Source organism: Stutzerimonas chloritidismutans, from assembly GCF_020783375.1.
In the GTDB taxonomy this organism is placed as follows: Bacteria; Pseudomonadota; Gammaproteobacteria; order Pseudomonadales; family Pseudomonadaceae; genus Stutzerimonas; species Stutzerimonas kunmingensis.
Genome location: NZ_CP086067.1, coordinates 3,647,777 through 3,662,216 on the forward strand (window position 1 = coordinate 3,647,777; position 14,440 = coordinate 3,662,216).

17 protein-coding genes are annotated in these 14,440 nt (G+C 64.3%); 6 read left to right on the plus strand and 11 right to left on the minus strand.

The window, feature by feature from the left end; genetic code table 11:
* Window positions 1–131: 131 nt before the first annotated feature.
* Window positions 132–1,001: a thioredoxin gene (gene trxA, locus LLJ08_RS17050; RefSeq protein WP_044314122.1), complete on the plus strand. Its 870-nt coding sequence runs from the start codon at window positions 132–134 to the stop codon at window positions 999–1,001.
* 26 nt (window positions 1,002–1,027) lie between these two features.
* Here trxA and LLJ08_RS17055 read toward each other — a convergent pair whose 3' ends face one another.
* Window positions 1,028–1,378: a hypothetical protein gene (locus tag LLJ08_RS17055; RefSeq protein ID WP_044314121.1), complete on the minus strand. Its 351-nt coding sequence runs from the start codon at window positions 1,376–1,378 to the stop codon at window positions 1,028–1,030.
* A gap of 95 nt (window positions 1,379–1,473) precedes the next feature.
* On the opposite strand from LLJ08_RS17055, the gene LLJ08_RS17060 reads away from it, so the two are divergent.
* The 4 genes from LLJ08_RS17060 to LLJ08_RS17075 are packed head-to-tail and all read left to right on the plus strand — an operon-like array spanning window position 1,474 to window position 4,618.
* Window positions 1,474–2,103 carry a DUF2796 domain-containing protein gene (locus LLJ08_RS17060; RefSeq protein ID WP_014821578.1) on the plus strand — a complete coding sequence of 210 codons (630 nt, stop codon included), beginning with the start codon at window positions 1,474–1,476 and terminating at the stop codon, window positions 2,101–2,103.
* Window positions 2,104–2,120: 17 nt separating this feature from the next.
* Window positions 2,121–2,828: an ABC transporter ATP-binding protein gene (locus tag LLJ08_RS17065; RefSeq protein WP_125898022.1), complete on the plus strand. Its 708-nt coding sequence runs from the start codon at window positions 2,121–2,123 to the stop codon at window positions 2,826–2,828.
* 3 nt (window positions 2,829–2,831) lie between these two features.
* Complete coding sequence (locus tag LLJ08_RS17070; RefSeq protein ID WP_228207544.1) at window positions 2,832–4,097, plus strand: ABC transporter permease; 1,266 nt, start codon at window positions 2,832–2,834, stop codon at window positions 4,095–4,097.
* 8 nt (window positions 4,098–4,105) lie between these two features.
* Window positions 4,106–4,618, plus strand: a complete 513-nt coding sequence (locus LLJ08_RS17075; protein WP_228207545.1) for a DUF3299 domain-containing protein — start codon at window positions 4,106–4,108, stop codon at window positions 4,616–4,618.
* 34 nt (window positions 4,619–4,652) lie between these two features.
* On the opposite strand, the gene LLJ08_RS17080 is transcribed toward LLJ08_RS17075, so the two are convergent.
* From LLJ08_RS17080 to LLJ08_RS17105, 6 genes are read right to left on the minus strand one after another with little or no spacing between them, the layout of a single operon-like run.
* Window positions 4,653–5,744, minus strand: a complete 1,092-nt coding sequence (locus tag LLJ08_RS17080) for a tetratricopeptide repeat protein (protein WP_228207546.1) — start codon at window positions 5,742–5,744, stop codon at window positions 4,653–4,655.
* A 1-nt stretch (window position 5,745) separates the two neighbouring features.
* Window positions 5,746–6,459: an energy transducer TonB gene (locus tag LLJ08_RS17085; RefSeq protein ID WP_228207547.1), complete on the minus strand. Its 714-nt coding sequence runs from the start codon at window positions 6,457–6,459 to the stop codon at window positions 5,746–5,748.
* Window positions 6,459–6,872, minus strand: a complete 414-nt coding sequence (locus LLJ08_RS17090) for an ExbD/TolR family protein (protein WP_023444691.1) — start codon at window positions 6,870–6,872, stop codon at window positions 6,459–6,461. The genes LLJ08_RS17085 and LLJ08_RS17090 overlap by 1 nt, the downstream gene beginning before the upstream one ends.
* A gap of 11 nt (window positions 6,873–6,883) precedes the next feature.
* Window positions 6,884–7,429: a MotA/TolQ/ExbB proton channel family protein gene (locus LLJ08_RS17095; protein ID WP_014821584.1), complete on the minus strand. Its 546-nt coding sequence runs from the start codon at window positions 7,427–7,429 to the stop codon at window positions 6,884–6,886.
* Window positions 7,422–8,768, minus strand: coding sequence for a MotA/TolQ/ExbB proton channel family protein (locus LLJ08_RS17100; RefSeq protein ID WP_228207548.1), 1,347 nt, complete (start codon window positions 8,766–8,768; stop codon window positions 7,422–7,424). The genes LLJ08_RS17095 and LLJ08_RS17100 overlap by 8 nt, the downstream gene beginning before the upstream one ends.
* Window positions 8,765–9,550, minus strand: coding sequence for a DUF3450 domain-containing protein (locus LLJ08_RS17105; RefSeq protein WP_045666209.1), 786 nt, complete (start codon window positions 9,548–9,550; stop codon window positions 8,765–8,767). The genes LLJ08_RS17100 and LLJ08_RS17105 overlap by 4 nt, the downstream gene beginning before the upstream one ends.
* A gap of 184 nt (window positions 9,551–9,734) precedes the next feature.
* Here LLJ08_RS17105 and LLJ08_RS17110 point away from each other — a divergent pair, with 184 nt between their 5' ends.
* Window positions 9,735–10,418, plus strand: a complete 684-nt coding sequence (locus LLJ08_RS17110) for an OmpW/AlkL family protein (protein WP_101274547.1) — start codon at window positions 9,735–9,737, stop codon at window positions 10,416–10,418.
* 74 nt (window positions 10,419–10,492) lie between these two features.
* Here the strand turns inward: LLJ08_RS17110 and LLJ08_RS17115 are convergent, their stop codons facing one another.
* The 4 genes from LLJ08_RS17115 to LLJ08_RS17130 all read right to left on the minus strand — a co-directional run bounded on the left by LLJ08_RS17115 (window position 10,493) and on the right by LLJ08_RS17130 (window position 14,329).
* A complete protein-coding gene (locus LLJ08_RS17115) occupies window positions 10,493–11,422 on the minus strand; it encodes an NAD-dependent epimerase/dehydratase family protein (protein ID WP_228207549.1) in 930 nt (309 codons plus the stop codon).
* Entirely contained in the window at window positions 11,415–12,299 is an 885-nt protein-coding gene (locus LLJ08_RS17120; RefSeq protein WP_014821589.1) for a sugar nucleotide-binding protein, read from the minus strand. Before LLJ08_RS17120 ends, LLJ08_RS17115 begins: the two co-directional genes overlap by 8 nt.
* A gap of 10 nt (window positions 12,300–12,309) precedes the next feature.
* Entirely contained in the window at window positions 12,310–12,804 is a 495-nt protein-coding gene (locus tag LLJ08_RS17125) for a single-stranded DNA-binding protein (RefSeq protein WP_003304048.1), read from the minus strand.
* Window positions 12,805–12,961: 157 nt separating this feature from the next.
* Window positions 12,962–14,329 carry an MFS transporter gene (locus LLJ08_RS17130; RefSeq protein WP_221102652.1) on the minus strand — a complete coding sequence of 456 codons (1,368 nt, stop codon included), beginning with the start codon at window positions 14,327–14,329 and terminating at the stop codon, window positions 12,962–12,964.
* Between the last annotated feature and the right edge of the window lie 111 nt (window positions 14,330–14,440).

A 14,440-nucleotide genomic window follows, 5' to 3' on the forward strand; every position in this document is an offset into this window, starting at 1 on the left:
AAAGAGCCGTGCCATCCGGCGGGCGCAACCATAGACCAATGGCCGCGGGCATGCGAGCCCTTGCTTCCCGTGGCGGGCGCCCCCACATACCATGCACGCCTTTCCTGTCATTCGTGCCCACGAGAATCCCGATGAGCCAGACGCCCTATATCTTCGATGTCACCACCGCCAGCTTCGAACAGCTGGTGCTCGAGAACTCGTTTCACAAGCCGGTACTGGTGGATTTCTGGGCCGAATGGTGCGCGCCGTGCAAGGCCCTGATGCCGCTGCTGGCGAAGATCGCCGAGGAGTATCAGGGTGAGCTGCTGCTGGCCAAGGTCAACTGCGACATCGAACAGGAGGTCGTCGCCCGTTTCGGCATCCGCAGCCTGCCAACCGTGGTGTTGTTCAAGGATGGTCAACCAGTGGACGGTTTCGCCGGTGCGCAGCCCGAATCGGCGATTCGCGCCATGCTCGAGCCCCACGTGCAGGCTCCGGCGACGCCGCAGGGCAACCTGCTGGAAAGCGCGCAGGCCGCCTTCGCCGAAGGCCGTTTCGCCGAGGCCGAGGCGCAGCTGCAGCAGCTGCTGAGTGAAGACAACGAGAACGCTGCCGGGCTGATTCTTTATGCCCGCTGCCTGGCCGAGCGCGGAGAACTGGGCGAAGCGGAAACGGTGCTCAACGCGGTAAAAGGCGATGAGCACAAGCAGGTTCTGGCCGGCGCCCGTGCTCAGCTGACGTTTCTGCGCCAGGCCAACGACCTGCCGGAAGTCGCCACCTTGAAGAGTCGCCTGGCGCAGAATGGCGAGGACGATGAAGCGGCGTATCAGCTGGCCATCCAGCAACTGGCTCGCCAGCAATACGAGGCGGCGCTCGACGGCCTGCTCAAGCTGTTCGTGCGCAACCGCGGGTACGCCGATGGGCAGCCGCACAAGACGCTGCTACAGGTTTTCGATCTGCTGGGTAATGACCACCCGCTGGTGACGCTGTACCGCCGCAAGCTTTACCAGGCGATCTACTGATCGCGGGCAAACCTCCGGCGCGCCCATCAGGAAGGCGCGCCGACCCAGTGATAGCAAGCCGAGTCGGCGCCGTGCTCGACCTTCACCTCGTCACAGTGACGCAAGCGCACCAGCAGCCGCTTGGCCAGCAACGCATTGCCGGCGAGCGCTTCCAGTTCGGCGAGCAATTCCGGGCCGTCCAGTTTGCCGGCGCAGCGCAGTCGCTCCCGCGCACTGTGCCACAGGGCATCGCCAGGTGGCGTCGCAGGCGCCTGGACGCCACCCACCGCAGCCTCATCGGTGCCGACGCTACGGGTCAGGTTCATCCAGTCCTGGGCGTCCAGCTCGATTTCAAGATCGACCGGCCAATCTCCTATGCGTCCGCGGATTCGAATCATGCTGTCCCTCCAGAGCTATGCGTTCATCCTCACATGAAGGCAGCGGACTGGCCAGCCGCACGGCAAAGTTGTTATAACGTAACGAACCCCTTTCGATGGAGCCGACCATGCGCCACCTACTTTTTGCCGTGCCTATGCTTCTGCTGCCCCTGAGCTACAGCCAAGCACATGAAGACGATCATCACCATGAACACGAAGGCGCCACCAGCCTGGGTGCGCATGAGCATGGCGCGGCGCGCCTGAATGCGGCACTGGATGGCAATCAGCTGGAGCTGGAGCTGATCAGCCCGGCGATGAACCTGCTCGGTTTCGAGCACGCTGCTGCCAGCGCAGCAGATGAGGCGAAGATCGCCAGCGTACGCTCGCAACTGGAACAACCTCTGGCCCTGTTCGGCCTCCCGGCGGCGGCAGGTTGCAGCGTCAGTGAGCAGCAGTTTGCCGGCGAACTGCTCGGCTCGGCCCATGCGGGCTATCAGCGCGGCGATGATCACGAACACAAGCAGGAGGATAAGCACGACCACGACGACCACGAAGCCGGTGGCCACAGCGACATCGAAGCGCACTACCAACTCGACTGCAGCAACCCAGAGGCGCTGCGCGCACTGGATCTCACACGGCTGTTCGAAAGCTTTCCCGGCACGGAAAAGATTCAGGTACAACTGATCGGCCCGAGCGGCCAGCAGGGCACGGAACTGACGCCGGCCCGCGCGCAATTGCCCTTCTGAACCAGCACGGGACCCCGATGAGCGCTCCACTCCTCGCAATCGACAACCTCGGCTTCGCCTGGCCCCGCCAGGCCGAGCTGCTGGACATTCCCACGTTTCGCCTCGAACGCGGCGAAAGCCTGTTCCTCAAGGGCCCGTCGGGCAGCGGCAAGACCACCCTGCTCGGCCTGATCGGCGGCGTGCAGAAGGCCGGCCGCGGCAGTATCCGCCTGCTCGACCGCGACCTCGGCAGTCTGTCGGCCGGTGCCCGTGACCGCTTCCGCGTCGATCACACCGGCTACATCTTCCAGCAGTTCAACCTTCTGCCTTTTCTTTCGGTACGCGAGAACGTCGGCCTGCCCTGCCATTTTTCGCCGCTGCGTGCCGAACGTGCGCGCAAGCGCCACGGCAGTACGGATGCCGCGGCGGCGGGCCTGCTGGAGCATCTGGGACTGCCCCCGGAGCTCTTCGAGCGTCGTGCCGATGCGCTCTCCATCGGCCAGCAGCAACGCGTCGCCGCTGCCCGCGCACTGATCGGCCAGCCGGAGCTGGTCATCGCCGACGAGCCGACCTCGGCGCTGGATGCGGATAGCCGCGAAGTCTTTCTGCAGCTGCTGTTCTCCGAGTGCCGCGCAGCCGGCGCGAGCCTGCTGTTCGTCAGCCATGATCAGAGCCTGGCGCCTCTGTTCGACCGTAGCCTGTCGCTGGCCGAACTCAATCGCGCGACGCGCGCAGTGGAGTGCTGAGCGATGTATCTCCTGCGCCTGGCCCTGGCGAGCCTGAACAATCGGCGCTTCACCGCCCTGCTGACCGTGTTCGCCATCGCCCTCTCGGTGTGCCTGCTGCTCGCCGTCGAACGGGTGCGCAACGAAACCCGCGCCAGCTTCGCCAGCACCATCAGCGGCACCGATCTGGTGGTCGGTGCGCGCTCCGGCTCGGTCAATCTGTTGCTGTACTCGGTGTTCCGCATCGGCAATGCGACCAACAACATCCGTTGGGACAGCTACCAGCGCTTCGCCGAACACCCGCGGGTCGCTTGGGCGATTCCGATTTCCCTGGGCGACTCCCATCGTGGCTATCGCGTAATGGGCACCAACACGGCCTATTTCGAGCATTACCGCTACGGTCGCAAACAGCCGCTGCACCTGGCAGAAGGCCGCGCCTTCGAAAGCGATCCTTTCGAGGTCGTGCTTGGCGCGGAAGTGGCCAGCGCACTGGGCTACAAACTCGACGACAGCATCGTCCTCGCCCATGGCGTAGCGCGTGTCAGCCTTGTACAGCACGATGACAAACCGTTCCGCGTGGTCGGCGTGCTGCAGCGCACCGGCACGCCGGTCGACCGTACCCTGCACATCAGTCTGGCCGGCATGGAAGCGCTGCATGTCGACTGGCAGAACGGCATGCCGGCCCGCGGCGCCGCGCGTATCGACGCCGAGCAAGCGCGGGCGCTCGATCTCCAGCCGCAGCAGATCACTGCGGTCCTGCTCGGTTTGAACAGCAAGGTCGCCACCTTCACCCTGCAACGGGAAATCAACCAGTACCGCAGCGAGCCGCTGCTGGCGATCCTGCCCGGCGTCGCCCTGCAGGAGCTCTGGAGCCTGATGGGCACGGCCGAGAAAGCGCTGTTCGTGGTCTCGCTGTTCGTCGTCCTGACCGGCCTGATCGGCATGCTCACGGCGATCCTCACGAGCCTCAACGAGCGACGCCGGGAGATGGCGATCCTGCGCTCGGTGGGTGCTCGCCCCTGGCATATCGCCGCGCTGTTGATCATCGAGGCGTTCGGCCTGGCCCTCGCGGGCACGCTGCTGGGGCTGGCCCTGCTGTATATCGGCATCGCAATCGCGCAGTCGCCGCTGCAGAGCCTCTACGGCCTTTATCTGCCGCTGGCCTGGCCGAGCGCCTATGAGTGGGGACTGCTCGGCGCTATCCTGCTGGCGGCACTGCTGATGGGCAGCGTGCCGGCCTGGCGGGCCTATCGCCAATCGCTGGCCGATGGCCTGTCGATTCGACTGTGAGGAACCCGATGTCGCGCCTGCTGCTTGCTCTGCTACTGGCCTGTGCGGTCTCTGCGCATGCCGATGACGTCCGCGATCTACAGTGGTCGGAGCTGATTCCCGAGGGCGCGCCGCCGCCACCGCCGCCAATGGCCATGCATGACATGTCGCAGCTGGCCGATGCGCTGGCTGCCGAAACCGGGCCGGCTGCCGCACAACAGTCGCCGGCCGCGCCAGTGGTCGAAGCGCTCGATGGGCAGATGGTGAAGTTGCCGGGGTATATCGTGCCGCTGGACATGACCGAGGAAGGGCGCGTCATCGAATTCCTGCTGGTGCCCTACTTCGGCGCCTGCATTCACGTGCCCCCGCCGCCATCCAACCAGATCGTGCATGCCACCAGCGAGCTGGGCGTGCGGGTGGAAGCGCTATATGAACCGTTCTGGATCGAGGGGCCGCTGAGGGTGGAGCACGCCAGCAGCGAGCTGGCGGAGGCCGGTTATCGCATGCAGGCACAGAAGATCTATCCCTACGAATTGCAGTAATCACCAGCCGGCAGGTTACGTTCTGCCAGCTCGATCAGTGCGCGCTGGCGATCTGCTTCTCACGCTCGAAACTGAGCTCACCTTCCGCCCACTCGCGCCATTCGCGCACACGACGACGCTCGGCGCCGGCCCGCTCGGCCTGCTTCAACGCGTCAAGCCCGGCCTGCCAACGAGCCTGTTCCAGCTCGAGCTGCGCCACATTCATCCAGAACTTCGCGCTGCCAGTCTGAGTCGCCAGCTGGCGATAGATCTTCGCGGCCTCGGTGCGCTCGCGGGCCTGCCACCAAAGCATGCCCATGCGCTCCTGGCGACTGGCATTACTCGGCAGCAAGCGTGACGCCAGCATCCCTTCGAGCAGTTTGGCGCCTTGCCATGGCTGCCCAGCGGCACTAGCGAGAGCGACCAGGTTGTCCAGCTCCGCCTCACTGAAGCGCAAGCCCTTCGCGTGCGCCGTGCGCAGCGTCGCCAGCGCGCGATCTTCAGCGCCAGCCATCTGCTGCAGGCCGGCCAGCTGCCGCCAGGCCTTGACCTGATCGGGGTGGCGCAGCAGCAGCTTTTGTTGCCAGCGTTCGGCAGCCTGATAGCGCTTGAGCTCGGCGTTGCCGGCAACCAGGAACTGCAGCCAGGTATCGCCCGCCTTCGGGTTCGCCTGCACATAACGCTCGGCCAGCGGCAGCGCCTTGGCATGCTGACCGAGGCCCTGGTAAGCCTGCACCAGCATCTGCAGCACTTCTTCGTTGCCCTGATTGGCCGATCCCAGCAGGCTGACCACCTTGGCGTAGCGACCCTCGACCAGGTTCAGCCGCGCAAGGTTCATCCGCTCGCCGGCCAGCAGCTCTTCGTCCAGCTTGCCGCTGGCCACTGCCTTGTCCAGCCATTCCAGCGCCTGGCGATTATTGCCTTCGGCCCAGGCCAGATAGCCGCGACTGCGCCAGAGCAACGCCTCTTCACCGCTACCGGCCTTGGCGCTGACGCCCTCCAGCGCCTTGCGCGCAGCGGCATAGTCGCCCTTGCTCTGCGCGGTCTGCGCTCGCTCGAGCGCCATGAACACCGCGGGGTCGATGGCCTGGGCGGCCTGGGCCGAAACGGAGAGAAAAAGCGACAGCACGAGCAGCAAACGAAGCATCTCAGCGTTCTCCTTGCAGGCGGAAGTGCAGGGTTTTCACGGCTTCACGGGATACCGGTGCACCGTTTTCGGTACGCGGCGCGAAACGCCAGCGGGCCGCCGCGCGCCGGGCCTCGCGATCGAACACGTTACGAGGCGAGGCTTCCAGCACGCGGATGTTCTCCACCCGCCCCTGCGGGTTGATGGTGAACGCCAGTTTGATATGCCCTTCGATGCCCTGTTGCCGCGCACGGTAGGGATACTCCGGACGTACATCATTGAGCGGCATCACTTCCTGCTCCGGACCGCCGGGCTTGCCCGCCGCTTCGACTGCCGCACTGGCCGGCGCTGGCGTCGCGGCCGGGGCACTCTGTGCCGCCGTCAGGCCGGACAGACTGGGCGCCGGAGCGGTGGCGACCGATACGCCCGCATCGATGTTCGGCAGGTCGAGGTCGAGCTTGGGCAGATTGGCGTCTGGGGTCGCCATGTTCGGCGTCGGAGGCGTCGGCGGTTGTGGCGTCTTCGGCTGCGGTGGCTGTGGCGCCTGCTGACGTGAGCGCGTGGCGGTGTCCTCGTTGCGCCCATCCATGCGCACGAAATTGGCAATCGCCAATGGATCTTCCTCAATCTTGCTGCGCGGGGGATTGACCATGCTCAGCATCAGGGCGAACAGCAGCAACGCCACCACACAGGCGGCGATGAAGGCCAGACTGAAACGGACCAGCCGCGGTTGCATCAGCGCGACCCCGTGCTGGCGGCCAGCGCAACGTCTTGCACGCCGGCCTGACGCGCCTGGTCCATGACCTGCACCACCAGGCCGGTACGCGCATCCTGGTCAGCCTGGACGACCACAGCGCCCTCCGGCTGATCCACGCGCAGCCGCTCGACATGCGCCCGCACACTGCGTACGTCGACCACCTGCTTGTCGATCCAGACCTGGCCATCGGCCGTGACGGCGATGAGAATATTGCCCTTGTCCTGAGTGCTGGCGGTGTCCGCCTGCGGGCGCTGGACTTCGACACCGGATTCCTTGATGAAGGAGCTGGTGACGATGAAGAAGATCAGCATGATGAAGACCACATCGAGCATCGGCGTGAGATCAATGCCGGTATCTTCTTCCTGCTGGTAATGATGACGGCGCATACGCATCCCGCTAATCCTCAGTCGTGACGCAGCTGGTCAGCCAGCCGGTCGAGAGACTGGCGCGCGATTCGCTCTAGGCGCGCCAGACTGAACAATCCTGTGATGGCCAGCACCATGCCGGCCATGGTCGGCAGGGTCGCCTGCCAGACACCCGCGGCCATGCCGCGTGGGTTGCCGGAGCCACTGAGCGCCAGCACGTCGAAAACCGCGATCATGCCGCTGACCGTACCGAGCAAGCCAAGCAGCGGATACATCGCCACCAGGGTCTTGCTCAGCCGTAGCGGTCCGGACAACTGCTGCTGAGCCTGCGCCAGCCAGGCCGAACGCACCGCACGCTGCCAGCTACCAGGCTCATCGGCCATCTGCGCCCAGGCCTGGCGGCGTGACTCGACCCAGTGCGGGAAGACCCGCCGCATGAACCAGAGGCGTTCGAAAACCAACGTCCAATACAGCACGCACAGGCCGGCCAGCGCCCACATCACCACGCCGCCGGCAGCCATGAAATCGAGCAGCGCGTGACCGCTGTCGATCAGACCCAGCCAGTGAGCGCGCAGATCAGTCACGGCGTGGCGCCCCCGACAGGTGCAGCGCGATGAGGCCGGCGCTCTGCTGCTCCAGCAACTGGATAAGCGCCTTGCTACGGCTGGCCAGCAAGCTGTGCAGGAACAGCAGCGGAATCGCTACCACCAGGCCCAGCACCGTGGTTACCAGCGCCTGGGAGATACCGTCGGCCATCAGCCGCGAGTCGCCGCCACCGCTCTGGGTGATGGCCTGGAAAGTGATGATCATGCCGGTCACGGTGCCCAGCAGGCCGAGCAGCGGTGCAACGGCTGCCAGCAGCTTGAGCAGCGGCTGACCGCGCTCCAGTGGCGGGGTTTCCTGGAGGATCGCCTCGTCCAGCTTGAGCTCGAGGGTCTCCAGATCCGACAACTGTGGCTTCGGCCCCAGCACGCCGATGATGCGGCCGAGCGGATTGTCGTCGCGCGGCTGGTTCAGCTCGCGCATCTGGCTGCCCACCTTGCGACCGACGCCACCCAGATACACCATGCGCCAGATCGCCAGCAGCAGGCCGACGGCACCGAGCACCAGAATGACGCCACCCACCAGACCGCCTTGCTTGACGCGATCCCACAGGTCCGGCTGGCGTTGCAGCTGGGCGATCAGCGTGCCGCGGCTCGGATCCACCGGCAATGTAGCCAGCGCATCGGAGCTGCTCTGATAGTCTTCGATCAAACCCTGACCGGACGGCTGGCGTGCCGGTACCAGCAGCTCGCCGGCATCGGCGTCGTAGCGCAGGAAGGTTTCGTCGGTGAATGCGGAGAAGCTGCCGACCCGCAGTACCGGCTGCTCGCTGCGCGCGCCATCGGTGCCCACCACCGGCAGCGGTACGCGCTCGACGCGGCCGCTGGCCGCTAGGTCTTCCAGCAGGGTCATCCAGAACGCATCGAGGTCATCGGCCGACGGCAGCGCGCGGCTTTCCGCCAGGCTGCGCAGCTGGGTCAGGCGCTCGGGATACTGGGCGTTGAGCAGACTGTCCTGCCACTGGCCAGCGATGTCACCTGCACTCTGGCGCACGACGCCGAACAGCTCACCCAGATGGCCAACACGCTGCGCCAGGAGTTTTTCCTGCTCGGCCAGCTCGGCCTCCTGGCGATCGAAGTCGGCCTTCAGGCGTTCGGCCTCGGCCTTCTGCTCGGCAAGTGCGGCACGGGCACGGGAAAGCAGTTGCTGCTGCTCGCCACGATCACGAACGAAGGCCTGCTCGCGGGCCTGCATGGCGCTGACCTCGGCGGCACGGTCGCTGCGAATGCGCTCGAGCAGCTGGTCGGGACTGAGCGATTCTGCCGAATGAGCCGTGAGGGGCAACAGCGCGACAAGAAGGAGGGAAAACAGACGGCTCATTGCGCGGCCTCCTCGGCCAGGGTCTTCACGGGCAATTGCAGGTAGGCCGGAGCCTGTTGCTGACGGGCGATGGCGATGGCCTGCGTAAGCGGTCGGCGGGCGCTGCCGTCGAGCACTTCCCAGGCGCGCGTCTGCGGATTCCACCAGCCGCTCTCGTGAGCATCGAGAGTCTGGTAATAGAGCATCACTCGACCGAGCCGCAGGAATTCGACGCTGCGTGACTCCGCGTCGCCCGGCAGCTCACCACGCCAGGCTTCCAGCGTGCGGCCGTAATCGCTTTCGATCTGATAGGCCTCGAGGATGCGCCGGTACTTTTCCGCCAGGCTGACGTCGGCGCGTGGCAGTAGGTCCTGCAGGCCGGCCAGACGGTCGGCACGCTCATCGGGGAGGAACGGCAGATCGGCCGCGATGAATTCCCCCAGCACCTCGACCATACGGCTCATCTGCGGCGTAACGGCTTCCTGGGTGCGCTCGATGCTGTCCAGCTGGCGCTGAAAGCCCACCAGCTCCTTGTTCTGCGCCGCGGTCAGCTCCTGCAACTGCTTGTTGTAGGCCTTTAGCGCTTCGGTCTGCTGCAAAGCACTGCGGTACTCGTTGAGCATCTCGCGAGTGGCGTCGTCGAGCTGGTCGATCCGCGCCTGCGAGGCCTTCGCCTCCGCAGACAAACGCTCGCTCTCATCCAGCGCAGCATCCAGCGGTGCCGCGGACAGCGACCCGGCATAAAGCTGAAGACAGCACGGCAGCACGGCAACCGCCAGCAGGCGGGGAAAGAAGGAAGGCATTGAAGGGTCCTTGCAGACGGTCGTTAACTCAAAAGAGAAACATTATCATCTGTGAGTTGACGCAAAGCAACCCGGGCGTTTCGTCGCAGTCGAGGCGGCGTTTTTCATTGAGCTGGATCAAAAAGCCCCAGCGCTCAGCACCTACCATGGCGCCCAATCGCATTCCAACAAACGGAGCATCATCATGCGCAAGACCCTGTTCACCGCTTCCGCGCTGGCCCTGGCGCTGGCCGCACCCTTCGCCCAGGCTTTCGAAGCCGGGGACATCATCGTTCGCGCTGGTGCTATTACCGTTGATCCGCACGAAGATAGCAGTGACATCAACCATGCCGTTCTCGGCGACGTCGCTGGCTCCAAAGCTACGCTGGACAGCAATACTCAGCTGGGCCTGAACTTCGCCTACATGGTCACTGATAAGGTGGGTATTGAACTGTTGGCCGCAACTCCTTTCAGTCACGACGTTGGCGTGAAGGGAATGCCAGGACCATATGCAGGCCTGAACGGCAAGCTGGGCAGCCTCAAGCACCTGCCGCCGACCCTCAGCGTTATCTACTACCCGCTGAACAAGACCTCAGCGTTCCAGCCTTATGTCGGTGCCGGCATCAACTACACTTGGTTCTTCGACACCGAACTGAGCAGCAGCGCCGAAGACAAAGGTTTTAGCGGACTGGACATGAAGGACTCTTGGGGCCTGGCCGCTCAAGTTGGCATGGACTATATGCTGACCGACAACATCATGCTGAACGCTCAGCTTCGCTATATCGACATCGACACGACCGGCACCACTTACTTGGCTGGCGACAAAGTCAAAGTCGACGTAGATGTAGACCCCTTCGTCTACATGGTCGGTCTTGGCTACAAGTTCTGACGTAACCGGCCCAGCCGGATCGCAGACAGACAAAAGGCGCCTAGGGCGCCTTTTGTGTTTTCAGAGTTTGCAACCTACAAACCCAACAGCTTCGCCAAACCTTCCCGCATGCCGGTCGGCGGTTCCGGCAGACGATAGCGCTGCACTAGCCGGGCATTATTCGCCCGCGAATGACGAATATCCCCCGGCCGCGCGGCCTGATAGCTCACCTCGGGAAGCCCGCCCAACACGTCACCGATGGCCGCCAGCAGCTGATTCAGCGAAGTGGCCTGATTCAGCCCAACATTCACCGCGCCCGCCACCGCCTCGGGCGACTCCAGCGCCTGCACCAACACCTCGACCAGATCGGCAACGTAGAGAAAATCGCGCGTCTGCTCGCCATCGCCGAACACCGCAATCGGCAAACCCTTCTGCGCCCGCTCGGTGAAGATGCTGATCACACCGGAATACGGTGACGATGGATCCTGCCGCGGCCCGAAGATATTGAAGAAGCGGAACACCACCGGCTCCAGACCATGCTGGCGCCGATAGAAATCCAGGTAGTGCTCGCTGGCCAGCTTGTCGGCGGCGTAGGGTGTCAGGGGCGCCTTCGGCGTGTCCTCATCGATAGCATGGCCTTCGCCGTTGTTGCCATAGACCGCTGCGCTCGAGGCGAACAGCACCCGCTTCACACCCGCCTCGCGCATCGCCTCACACAGATTGAGCGTGCCGATCAGGTTGCTCTGGTGAGTACCGAACGGGTCGTCCACCGACGCCTGCACCGACGCCACCGCGGCCAGATGCACCACCGCCCGACATCCCTGCACCGCACGACGCACGCAATCGGCATCGGCGACATCGCCGACGATCAGCTCGACGCGTGTATCTTGCGGCAGGTTTTCGCGCTTGCCGGTCGAGAGATTGTCCAGCACACGAACGGCATAGCCGCGCGCCAGCAACGCATCGACCAGGTTCGATCCAATGAACCCGGCACCGCCGGTGACCAGAATCGGGGCATCAGCCATGACGGTAATAGCGCTCCAACAGGCTCGGCAACCCGGTACGCCAGGCGCGAGGCTTGATGCCGAAAGTGGTGAAAATCTTCTTGCAGGCGAGTACGCCGTGCTGCGGTTCGGCTGCGGCATCCGAACAGGCGGCATGCGCCACGGCCGTCAGATTCGCCGTTGTGACGTCGCGATACTTGCCGGCCTCGCCGAGCAACGCCTGGGCGACCAGCAACGGGGTGGAAGCCTCATGTCCGCCGTAGTGATAGGTACCCCACAGCGGAGCCTGGCAGTCGAGCTGCTTCAATACCGCAAGGATCACGCGCGCGGCATCGTCGACAGGTGTCGGATTGCCGCGCCGGTCATCCGCCAGCAGTATCGCCTCGCTCTGCTCGAGTCGTTGCAGCACGCGCCCTAGAACACCGTCCCGACTGTCATCGAGCAACCAGCCAAAACGCAGCAGGACATGTCGCGGGCATAGCGAACGCACACTCTGCTCGATGCGCCACAGCGCCCTGCCTCGTGCATCCAGCGGCGCCACCTCGTCCTTTTCGCTATAGGCCGTGGTTCGGGCACCGTCAAATACCCGGTAGCTCGATGGCTGCAACAGGACGAAATCATGGTGCTGACAGAGTTCGGCGAGCCGCTCGACCGCACGCTCCTGTGCGGCGAGCGCCGGCTCGTTGGGCTGTCCGCTCTGGAACCAGTCGTAATAGTAGGCAAGGTTGACCACGACATCCGGACGGTTGTCGTCGAGCAACTGGGTAAGACTGGCGGCGTCCCAGCCCTGAGCGGGCGGTCGCGGCGCGAGGAAGCCTATGTCTTCCTCGGCGCCGAGGCGGATGAGCGCCTGGCCCAGGGCATTGCCGCCGCCCAACAGCATCAGGCGCATTCGCATTCAGATAACTCTAGAAGGGGATGTCGTCGTCGAAGCTGTCGTAGTCCGGTGCCGGCTGCTGCCGCGCAGCGGGCTGCTGCGGCTGGGCCTGCTGACGCGGCGCCTGCTGCGGCTCACGCTGCTGCGGGCGAGCCTGACGCGGCGCATCGTCGGAACTGCCGCCACGGCCACCGAGCAGCTGCATGGTGCCGTTCATGTCGACGACTATTTCGGTGGTGTAGCGCTTGACGCCGTCCTTCTCCCACTCGCGGGTCTGCAGGCGTCCCTCGATGTAGCATTGCGAACCCTTGCGCAGGTATTCGCCGGCGATCTCGGCAACCTTGCCGAACAACACCACGCGATGCCACTCGGTACGCTCCTGAAGCTGACCGGTCTGCTTGTCCTTCCAGCTATCGGTGGTTGCCAGCGTGATGTTGGTCACCGCATTGCCATTGGGCATGTAGCGGGTTTCCGGGTCGCCGCCGACATTGCCGATCAAGATGACTTTATTCACCCCTCTGGCCATGGGTAACTCCTCATTGGAACATTGAATTGGATGGATTCACCGATGGCGGTTGTACCGCCAGCAAAGCCGATGACCGCGAATCTTACCTCAGCCACCCCTGACGGCCAACCGACGCACTTTCATGTTGCGCGGCACTATGCAGCCGCGAACAGGCGCCTCAGGCAACCAGGCGATCAAGAGCTTCACGATCCAGCTGCTGCGTATCGACCTTGATATAGGCCGCTGCCTCGTCGGCAACGATGAGCACGTCGCTAACACCGGCGACTTGTAGCAGGTCACGCCCAAGTCCTGCGTTGGCCAGCGCTCCGGCCGACAGCGGCAAGCGCAGGCTGGTGACATAAGGAGGTTCGCGCATGCTGAAGGCCACCACGAACCACAACGCGCAAAGTGCAGCGCAACCGGCGAACACCAGCGCCAGGCCACCCTGCTGATAGAGCATACCGCCAAGCACGCCACCGAGACCGGCACCGAGAAACTGACTGGTGGAGTAGACGCCCATCGCGGTGCCCTTGCCGCCGGCCGGTGCGACTTTGCTGATCAACGAAGGCAGCGACGCTTCCAGCAGATTGAACGCGATGAAGAAGCCCACCATGCCGACGACCAGCATCCACAAGCCATTTCCGAACCACCAGAAGAACAGCTCGCAGAGCAGCAACGCGGAGACCGCGCCCAACAGCACGCGGCGCATCTGGCGCTTCTTCTCGCCATAAATTATGAAGGGAATCATGCCGAAGAAGCCGACCAGCAGTGCCGTGAGGTAGACCCACCAATGCTCTTCCTTGGGCAACGCGCCCTGCTCGACCAGTGCCAGCGGCAGCGCGACGAAGCTGGCCATCAGGATCGCATGCAGCGCCAGGATGCTGAAATCCAGGCGCAACAGATCGGGGTGGCGCAACGTCAGGCCGAGCGCCTGCTTGGCGACGCCCGATTCGCGATGGCGCACATGCGCATGGGCCTTGGGCAGCAACGCGACGATGACGCCGCCAAGCAACGCCATGCCGGCGGTTACCCAGAACAGCCCGGAGAGACCGAAGGCACGGGTCAGCAACGGCCCGACGATCATCGCGACAGCGAAGGAAAAACCGATGCTCACGCCGATCAGCGCCATTGCCTTGGTCCGGTGCTGTTCGCGGGTCAGGTCCGAGAGCAGCGCCATCACTGCAGCGGAAATCGCCCCCGCCCCTTGCAGGATGCGCCCGGCGATGACGCCCCAGATGCTGTCGGACATCGCCGCGAGCACCGCTCCAGCGGCGAAGATCAGCAGGCCGAAATAGATGATAGGCAAGCGACCAATACGATCGGAAAGAATACCGAAGGGAATTTGCAGCAGCGCCTGGGTCAAACCATAGGCACCTATCGCAAGACCGATCAGGGTCGGCGTAGCGCCTTCCAGGTCCATGCCGTAGGTTGCCAGCACGGGCAAAACCATGAACATGCCGAGCATGCGAAAAGCGAAAACCAGGGCCAGCCCGGAAGCTGCGCGTTTTTCGCTGGCGCTCATGCGCTCGCTGTAGGGGTCCTGCATGGAGGGTCTCGCTTGTATGAACCGGCGGCGATTCTAGCAGCCCTACCCTGTTCGGCACAGGCGCGCGGTTTTGCCGCGACTATCACCCCGGCCGTATACTTTCGGGTTTCC

Coding starts and splice junctions, on each gene's coding strand:
- LLJ08_RS17060 (WP_014821578.1), top strand. CDS start 1,474: ATGGAGCCGACCATGCGCCACCTACTTTTTGCCGTGCCTATGCTTCTG.
- LLJ08_RS17085 (WP_228207547.1), bottom strand. CDS start 6,459: ATGCAACCGCGGCTGGTCCGTTTCAGTCTGGCCTTCATCGCCGCCTGT.
- trxA (WP_044314122.1), top strand. CDS start 132: ATGAGCCAGACGCCCTATATCTTCGATGTCACCACCGCCAGCTTCGAA.
- LLJ08_RS17090 (WP_023444691.1), bottom strand. CDS start 6,872: ATGCGTATGCGCCGTCATCATTACCAGCAGGAAGAAGATACCGGCATT.
- LLJ08_RS17070 (WP_228207544.1), top strand. CDS start 2,832: ATGTATCTCCTGCGCCTGGCCCTGGCGAGCCTGAACAATCGGCGCTTC.
- LLJ08_RS17125 (WP_003304048.1), bottom strand. CDS start 12,804: ATGGCCAGAGGGGTGAATAAAGTCATCTTGATCGGCAATGTCGGCGGC.
- LLJ08_RS17115 (WP_228207549.1), bottom strand. CDS start 11,422: ATGGCTGATGCCCCGATTCTGGTCACCGGCGGTGCCGGGTTCATTGGA.
- LLJ08_RS17130 (WP_221102652.1), bottom strand. CDS start 14,329: ATGCAGGACCCCTACAGCGAGCGCATGAGCGCCAGCGAAAAACGCGCA.
- LLJ08_RS17065 (WP_125898022.1), top strand. CDS start 2,121: ATGAGCGCTCCACTCCTCGCAATCGACAACCTCGGCTTCGCCTGGCCC.
- LLJ08_RS17055 (WP_044314121.1), bottom strand. CDS start 1,378: ATGATTCGAATCCGCGGACGCATAGGAGATTGGCCGGTCGATCTTGAA.
- LLJ08_RS17080 (WP_228207546.1), bottom strand. CDS start 5,744: ATGCTTCGTTTGCTGCTCGTGCTGTCGCTTTTTCTCTCCGTTTCGGCC.
- LLJ08_RS17075 (WP_228207545.1), top strand. CDS start 4,106: ATGTCGCGCCTGCTGCTTGCTCTGCTACTGGCCTGTGCGGTCTCTGCG.
- LLJ08_RS17105 (WP_045666209.1), bottom strand. CDS start 9,550: ATGCCTTCCTTCTTTCCCCGCCTGCTGGCGGTTGCCGTGCTGCCGTGC.
- LLJ08_RS17100 (WP_228207548.1), bottom strand. CDS start 8,768: ATGAGCCGTCTGTTTTCCCTCCTTCTTGTCGCGCTGTTGCCCCTCACG.
- LLJ08_RS17110 (WP_101274547.1), top strand. CDS start 9,735: ATGCGCAAGACCCTGTTCACCGCTTCCGCGCTGGCCCTGGCGCTGGCC.
- LLJ08_RS17120 (WP_014821589.1), bottom strand. CDS start 12,299: ATGCGAATGCGCCTGATGCTGTTGGGCGGCGGCAATGCCCTGGGCCAG.